A 7,176-nucleotide genomic window follows, 5' to 3' on the forward strand; every position below is an offset into this window, starting at 1 on the left:
CGCTCGCGCTGACCGTAGGAACGCAGCGCGCGGATGAAGTCCACCTTGCGGAAGTCCGGCCACAGCGCCTCACAGAAATAGAACTCGCTGTGCGCCGACTGCCACATCAAGAAGCCGGACAGCCGCTGCTCGCCCGACGTCCGGATGATCAGGTCCGGATCGGGCTGGCCGCGGGTGTACAGGTGGTCGGCGATGTGCTCGATGTCCAGGGTCTGAGCCAGCTCGGCGATCGTGGTGCCGCGCTCGGCCTCCTCGGCGAGCAGGGAGCGGACGGCGTCGCGCAGCTCGTGCCGACCCCCGTAGGACACCGCGATGTTGACCACCATCCCGTCCACTCCGACGGTGTCCCGGTCCGCCTGCTTGAGGATCTCCGCCGACGTGGCCGGCAGCAGGTCCAGTGCCCCGACCGGGTGGACTCGCCAGCGCCGGCCGGCGGCGAGGTCGGTGACCATCTGCTCGATCACCCGCAGTAGCGGCCCGATCTCCTCCTCGCCGCTGCGGGTGAAGTTGTCGGTGGACAGCACCCATAGCGTGACCACCGGAATCCGCAGCTCGTCGCACCACTCGACGAAGTCCTTCAACCGGTCCGCGCCCGCCTGATAACCGGCGACCAGCGGCTGACCTGGTGCGTTGGCCCGAGCCCAGCGGCGGTTGCCGTCCGCGAGCACGGCCACGTGCCGCGGCAGCCGGTCCGGGTCGAGCTCGGCGATCAGACGATGCTCGTAGGTGCTGTACAGCAGCCCCGAGGGGTGCATCCGGTCCACGAACTCGCGCACGCGTTCCAGCCGCCGGCCCATGACTCCGCAGCGTAGCGGCAGGCCTCTCCGCCGCCCGCCGACGCCCGAGGTGTCCGATCTCACGTCGTGCGTCGCCGGCTGTTTTCGCGAGCGTTACCTACGGAACCGTAAGTTACGGTACCGTAGGTTGCGTGGCCGGCGGACACCGACGCCGGTCCGACGTCACACTAGGAGGTGGAAGTGAGCAGCACGATGACACCTGGTGACCCGCGCGACACGCTCGCGCCGCGACCGGCCGATCCCGACCCCTCCCAGCCTGACGAGAGCCGGACCCAGGAGGTCCTGAACCAGATCAAGCCGCACCTACGCGGCTGGCTGCACGCGGCCATGACGCCGCTGGCCGCGGCGGCGGGCATCGTCTTGATCTGCCTTGCTCCGACCGCCACCGGCAAGATCGGCGGGGCGATCTATCTGGCCGCGTCGCTGCTGCTGTTCGGCACCAGCGCGATCTATCACCGCGGCTCGCCGTGGGGCCCGCGCGGCGAGGGGATCCTCCGCCGGATGGACCACGCGAACATCTACGTCTTCATCGCCGCCACCTACACCCCGCTCGCGCTGCAGTTGCTCACCGGCACGTCGCGGGTGCTGCTGCTGACCCTGGTCTGGTCGGCCGCGCTGGTCGGTCTGCTGTTCCGGCTGTTCTGGCTCACGGCGCCACGTTGGCTCTACACGGCGCTGTATCTGATGATGGGCTGGGCGGCCGTCGGCTGGCTCGGCCAGTTCTATGCCGCCGGCGGCGCCGCCGTGCTCGTCCTGGTCGTGGCCGGCGGGCTGCTCTACACCGTGGGCGCGGTGGTGTATGGCCTGAAGCGACCGAATCCCTGGCCCACCTGGTTCGGCTTCCATGAGATCTTCCACGCCTTCACGATTGCCGCGTTCGTCTGCCACTACATCGCGATCTCGATCGTCACCTACACCTGATCCGGCTCACCGGCCCGGCCCCATACCGGCCGGCCATCCTCCCCCTCCCCCGACCCTCCGCCTCCTCCGTCTCTCCGTCACCTCCGTCACCGTCGCGGAAACTGTGCAGTTCTCGCACCGTCGGACGGCGTGTCGCTGCAAGACACGCACAGTTTCCGGGTGGGGTGACGGGGAGACGGGTGACGGGAGATGGGCTCAGCGCAGCTGGGACTCCAGGTCGGCGAGCTCGGTGACCGGGAGCTTGCAGACGAAGTGCCGGCAGACGTACGCCGTCGGCCGGCCGCCGATCATCGTCCGGCCCGCCAGCAGCTCGATCCCCGGCGCGTCCGCCGGGCCCGCGACGATCGCCGATCCGGCCGGCGCCAGCCGGTAGCCGGCGGTCACCAGGTCGCTCGTCGCGGGATCGCCGGCCGGCCCGACCACGGCCAGCTGGACCGCCGGCCGGCGCAGCCGGGTGACGGCGTCGGCCAGCAGCCAGCCGGCAAAGCGGGGCGCGCTGCGCACCAGCTTGCCGGCCTCCGCGGCCGCCCGGTCGGCTCGCTCCGCGTACCCGTCGTCGCCGGTCAGCTCCGCCAGCGCGCGGAGCGCGTGGACGGTCGCGCTCAGCCCGGACGGGGTCGCGTTGTCGGTCGGGTCGGCCGGCCGGGTATAGAGCGCCTCGGAGTCCGCGGCCGTGTCGAAGTAGCCGCCGGCGTCGTCGCCGAACTGCTCCTCGATCACGCTCGCCAGCTGCCGGGCCCGCTCGATCCAGACCGGCTCGGCGTGAATGCCGGCGAGCCGGACGTACGCCTGGGTCAGTGCGGCGTAGTCCTCGAGGATCCCCGGCGCGTCCCCGACCACGCCGCCGCGCGACGTCCGACGCAGCCGGGAGCCGGTCCAGTGCAGCCGCCAGGTCAGCTCCGCCGCTTCGGTCGCAGCATGCACCCACTCCGGCCGCTCGAACGTCATCCCGGCCACGGCGAGCGCCTCGATCAGCCAGCCGTTCCAGGCCGCCACCACCTTGTCGTCCCGACCGGGGGCTTCCCGGCGATCTCGCGCCCGCAGCAGCCGTCCGCGTACGTCGGCCAGCCCGAACGCCTCGGGGTCACCGATCAGCCGCAGGGTGGACGCACCGTGCTCGAACGTGCCGGCCGGCGTCACCCCGAACGCCTGCGCGGCGAAGGCCGCGTCGGTCTCGCCCAGCTCCGCGACCACCTGGTCCGGGGTCCAGGCGTAGTACGCGCCCTCGCGCAGCCGCCCGTCGGGGTCGAGCGAGTCGGCGTCCAGGCTGGCCGCGAAGCCACCCTCGGACGTCCGCATCTCGCGCAGCAGCCAGCCGACCAGGGACTCGACCACCTCGGCCGCGAGCGGCGAGCCGGACCCCCGCCACCAGTGGGTGTAGACACCGAGCAGCAGCGCGTTGTCGTACAGCATCTTCTCGAAGTGCGGCACCACCCAACCGGCATCGACGCTGTAGCGGGCGAAGCCGCCGCCCAGCTGATCCCGGATCCCCCCGCGGGCCATCGCGTCGAGGGTCCGGGTGGCCATCTCGTCCGCCGCGGCGTCGCCGGCGTCGGCGAGCCGCAGCAGGGCCTCCAGCACCATCGACGGCGGGAACTTCGGAGCCCGGCCGAAGCCGCCACGCTCGGTGTCCTCCTCGCCCCGGAGTGCGGCCACCGCGGCGTCCAGGTCGGCCTCGGCGAGCTCGCCGGCCAGTCCTCGAGGGCGGAGCTCCGCCAGCCGGGCGGTGATCTCGCCGGCGCTGGCGAGGACCTCGTCGCGATGGTCGCGCCAGGCCGATCCGATGGCGTCGAGGATCTGGCCGAAGCCGGGCAGCCCGTGCCGCGGTGCCGGCGGGAAGTACGTCCCCGCGTAGAACGGCCGGCGGTCGGGGGTCAGGAAGACCGTCATCGGCCAGCCGCCCTGACCGGTCATCGCCTGCGTCGCGGCCATGTAGACCGTGTCGACGTCGGGCCGTTCCTCCCGGTCCACCTTGATCGCAACGAAATCCGCGTTGATCGCCGCCGCCGTGGTTGCGTCCTCGAACGATTCGTGGGCCATCACGTGACACCAGTGGCAGGCTGCGTACCCCACCGACAGCAGCACCGGGACGTCTCGCCGCTCGGCCTCGGCGAAGGCCTCCGGCCCCCACTCCCACCAGTCGACCGGGTTGTCCGCGTGCTGCAACAGGTAGGGGCTGGTCGCTGTCCCGAGACGGTTCACCACACCATGATCGTCGGCGGCGATGCGGGCGGCGATGGCGAGTGGCCACCTGATAGACACGGCGCGTGACGCCATCCACGTTCTCCCAGCAGCTCTGGGACGCGGCCGAACCGATCTACGACGCCATTCTCGTGCACCCGTTCATCACCGGGCTGGCCGACGGCACGCTGCCGCGGGAGAGCTTCGCCTACTTCATCGTGCAGGACAGCCACTATCTGCGCGACTACTCCCGAGCGCTGGCGCTGACCGCCGCCCGGGCCCACGACGAGGACGAGGTCGCGATGTTCGCCGACCACGCCGCGAACGCCATCGCGGTCGAGCGCGGCTTGCACGCCGAGCTCCTCGGCGACCTGGAGCTCACCTCGACCGACGTCGACGCGGCCGGCTCGGGACCGGTGACGACCGCGTACATGTCCTATCTGACGGCCGTCTGCGCCACCGGTTCGTACCCGGAGGCGGTCGCGACCGTGCTGCCGTGCTACTGGATCTATCGCCAGGTCGGGCATGTGCTCGAGGCCGGCTCGTCGCCGGATCCGCTCTACGCGCGCTGGATCGCGACCTACGGCTCGGCGGAGGTCGACGCGATCGTCGACCGGGTGCTGAGCGTCACCGACCGGATCGGTTCGGATCTCGGCGCGGCCGAGCGGGAGCGGTGCGTCCGGCACTTCCGGACCACCGCGCGGTATGAGTGGATGTTCTGGGACGCCGCCTACCAACGGCTTCCTTGGCCGATCTGATCGCGAGATCCGGCGCAGCTCAGCCGCTCTTGCCCGGCGAGGTGATGTCGGGCGCCGCCGGCGGGGTGGTCGGTGGTTGCGACTCCGAACTCGGTCCGGACGCCTCGGTGTCCACGTCGTCGGCATAGGGCAGGTCCGGGCTGATCCGGCGAACCTGCCGCCGCAGGCTGAAGAACAGCAGCACCAGCGCGGCCCCGATGAACAGCGTGACCACCAGAGCCACCCAGCCTGGCCGCACGATGCTCGGGTCGATCTCCAGCACCATCAGTGCAGCACTCACGCGGCCACCTCCTCGAATCGCATCGTCAAGACACCCGGACTGTACCCGCGGTCTCCGCCGCCGACACCGCGATGCCGGCGAACAGGTCGTCTTCCGGCAGGTCGACCTCGACGTGGCTGGTGACCAGCTCGTAGTCCTCGGTCGGCCACGCCTGCTGGTGCACCTCGAGCGGAACGCTGAACCAGTGGCCCTCGGGGTCGATCTGGGTCGCGTGCGCGAGCAGCGCGTGGTCGCGCGTCGGGAAGTATTCAGCGCACGGCACCCGGGTGACCGGATACGGCCGGGACGCCAGGTCGGCCGGCCAGCGCGTCAGCCACTCCGTGTATTGCGGCTCGCCGCCCCGCGCGATCATCGCCGCGTCCAGCGCCTCGAACCGGGCCCGATTGCCGCTCAGGTGGTAGTAGAGCTTCTGCACCTGCCAGACCGGTCCGAACTCGCGCAGCGCCTCCGGATCGGACGCCTGCTCGAAGGCCGCCACCGAGATCTCATGGCAGCGGATGTGGTCGGGGTGCGGATAGCCGCCCCTCTCGTCGTACGTCGTCAGCACGTGGGGCCGGAACTCACGGATCACCCGGACCAGCGCCGCGACCTCCACCTCCAGGTCGACGGTAGCGAAGCAGCCCGGCGGCAGCGGGGGCAGCGGATCGCCCTCGGGCAGACCGGAGTCGACGAAGCCGAGCCAGACCTGGTGGATGCCGAGGATCTCCCGCGCCCGGTCCATCTCCTGCTTGCGGATCTCGGCGATGTTGGCGAGCACGTCCGGCCGATCCATCGCCGGGTTGAGGATCGAGCCGCGTTCTCCGCCGGTACACGTCGCCACCATCACCTCCACGCCCTCGGCGACATATTTCGCCGTGGTGGCCGCACCCTTGCTGGACTCGTCGTCGGGGTGCGCGTGGACGTGCAGCAGCCGCAGCGGCTCTCCGCTGCGGTCCACTCGAAGAGCCGGACGCGCCATGCGCTCATGCTGCCACGGCCGACCGACAGTCCCGGTGGTCGTCTCGCGCCCCGCCGGGCCGGACGGACGCGGGGACCGGTCACCGGCGCTCCGGCAGAATGGGCCCGTGAACCAGGTCGAGCCGCGCAGCGCGGAGGCTGCCGAGCGGCTCCGGCTGCGCTATCCCCGCTCGCGTGTTCCGCGGCCCGTGGCCGTGCTGCTGATCGGCGCGCTGGCCCTGGTCGGGCTCGGCTGGCTGGTCTGGGCCGGCTATGTCTACGCCACCCCGCAGGTGGATGCGCAGGTGGCGACGTACGTGGTCCGCGGGGACCGCAGCATCGCCGTCACCCTGACCGTCGAGCGCCGCGACCCGTCGATCGCCGCGACCTGCCGGGTCGTGGCGCAGGCGGTCGACTTCCAGACCGTGGGCGAGGTCGAGGTCGCCGTCCCGGCCGGCACGGACAAGCTGACCAGCGTCGACATCGACATCGTCACGCTGAGGCGCGCGACCACGGCGGTGGCCAAGGAGTGCACGTCGGGCTAGCGGCCACCGGCGTTCGGACCCTGACGCAGGTTGGTCCGCGTTGCTACGCTGGTCGAATGTCTGAAACCGAGCAGCAGGTCATCTGGCTGACCCAGGAGGCCTACCAGAAGCTCTCCGACGAGCTGGATCAGCTGTCGGGCCCGGGTCGCGCCGAGGTCTCGGCGAAGATCGCCCAGGCCCGCGAGGAGGGCGACCTCCGGGAGAACGGCGGCTACCATGCCGCGCGCGAGGAGCAGGGCCAGCAGGAGGCTCGGATCCGCCAGCTCACCGACATGCTCCGGCGCGCCCAGGTCGGCGAAGCGCCGGCCAACGCCGACGAGGTCGCACCCGGCACCCAGGTGACGATCGCCTTCGACGGGGACGAGTCCGACACCGACACATTCGTGCTCGGTTCGCGCGAGCTGCTCGGTCTGGACGCCTCGGTGGACACCAACGTCTACAGCCCGCAGTCGCCGCTCGGCGCCGCAATCCTGGGCAAGAAGAAGGGCGACGCAGTCTCCTACGTCGCCCCCAACGGGAAGTCGATCGACGTCACCGTCGTCAAGGTCGAGCCGTTCCCGTCCGCCTGACCCGGCCACTCCGTCCCTGACTCCGCCCGACTACCGGTGCGGCCCACTTCCGGCGGCCGGGCCCACTTCGGCAACTGGGGCCCACTTCGGCAACCGGGGGTCCACTGCGGCAACCGGGGGCCCAACTGCGGCAACTGGGGGCCCACTGCGGCAACCGGGCACGACTTCGCTCGTCGTGCGGCGACTTCG

Annotated in this window: 8 protein-coding genes; 4 read left to right on the plus strand and 4 right to left on the minus strand. The window is 71.3% G+C overall.

The genetic code is table 11. The features are described 5' to 3' along the window. Window positions 1-797: isoprenyl transferase (locus ABD747_RS23855; protein WP_344809406.1), on the minus strand; the 797-nt coding region annotated here is incomplete at its 3' end. A gap of 180 nt (window positions 798-977) precedes the next feature. Between ABD747_RS23855 and trhA the strand changes: the two genes are divergently transcribed. Further along, window positions 978-1,718, plus strand: coding sequence for a PAQR family membrane homeostasis protein TrhA (trhA, locus tag ABD747_RS23860; RefSeq protein WP_344809408.1), 741 nt, complete (start codon window positions 978-980; stop codon window positions 1,716-1,718). Window positions 1,719-1,913: 195 nt separating this feature from the next. Here the strand turns inward: trhA and ABD747_RS23865 are convergent, their stop codons facing one another. After that, complete coding sequence (locus ABD747_RS23865; protein WP_344809410.1) at window positions 1,914-3,995, minus strand: thioredoxin domain-containing protein; 2,082 nt, start codon at window positions 3,993-3,995, stop codon at window positions 1,914-1,916. Between ABD747_RS23865 and tenA the strand changes: the two genes are divergently transcribed. After that, a complete protein-coding gene (gene tenA, locus ABD747_RS23870) occupies window positions 3,986-4,657 on the plus strand; it encodes a thiaminase II (RefSeq protein WP_344809412.1) in 672 nt (223 codons plus the stop codon). The two genes, ABD747_RS23865 and tenA, sit on opposite strands and share 10 nt — an antisense overlap. Before the next feature lie 19 nt (window positions 4,658-4,676). Here tenA and ABD747_RS23875 read toward each other — a convergent pair whose 3' ends face one another. Together ABD747_RS23875 and mca are read right to left on the minus strand one after the other, a co-directional pair. After that, entirely contained in the window at window positions 4,677-4,937 is a 261-nt protein-coding gene (locus ABD747_RS23875) for a hypothetical protein (protein ID WP_344809414.1), read from the minus strand. Window positions 4,938-4,962: 25 nt separating this feature from the next. Beyond that, on the minus strand, window positions 4,963-5,895 hold the full coding sequence (mca, locus tag ABD747_RS23880; RefSeq protein WP_344809416.1) for a mycothiol conjugate amidase Mca: 933 nt from the start codon (window positions 5,893-5,895) through the stop codon (window positions 4,963-4,965). A gap of 106 nt (window positions 5,896-6,001) precedes the next feature. Here mca and ABD747_RS23885 point away from each other — a divergent pair, with 106 nt between their 5' ends. Both ABD747_RS23885 and greA read left to right on the plus strand, forming a co-directional pair. Beyond that, window positions 6,002-6,418, plus strand: coding sequence for a DUF4307 domain-containing protein (locus tag ABD747_RS23885; RefSeq protein ID WP_344809418.1), 417 nt, complete (start codon window positions 6,002-6,004; stop codon window positions 6,416-6,418). Window positions 6,419-6,474: 56 nt separating this feature from the next. Continuing rightward, complete coding sequence (gene greA / locus ABD747_RS23890) at window positions 6,475-6,987, plus strand: transcription elongation factor GreA (RefSeq protein WP_344809420.1); 513 nt, start codon at window positions 6,475-6,477, stop codon at window positions 6,985-6,987. Window positions 6,988-7,176: the final 189 nt, after the last annotated feature.

The sequence above is a fragment of the Microlunatus ginsengisoli genome (genome assembly GCF_039537205.1).
Lineage (GTDB): Bacteria > Actinomycetota > Actinomycetes > Propionibacteriales > Propionibacteriaceae > Microlunatus > Microlunatus ginsengisoli.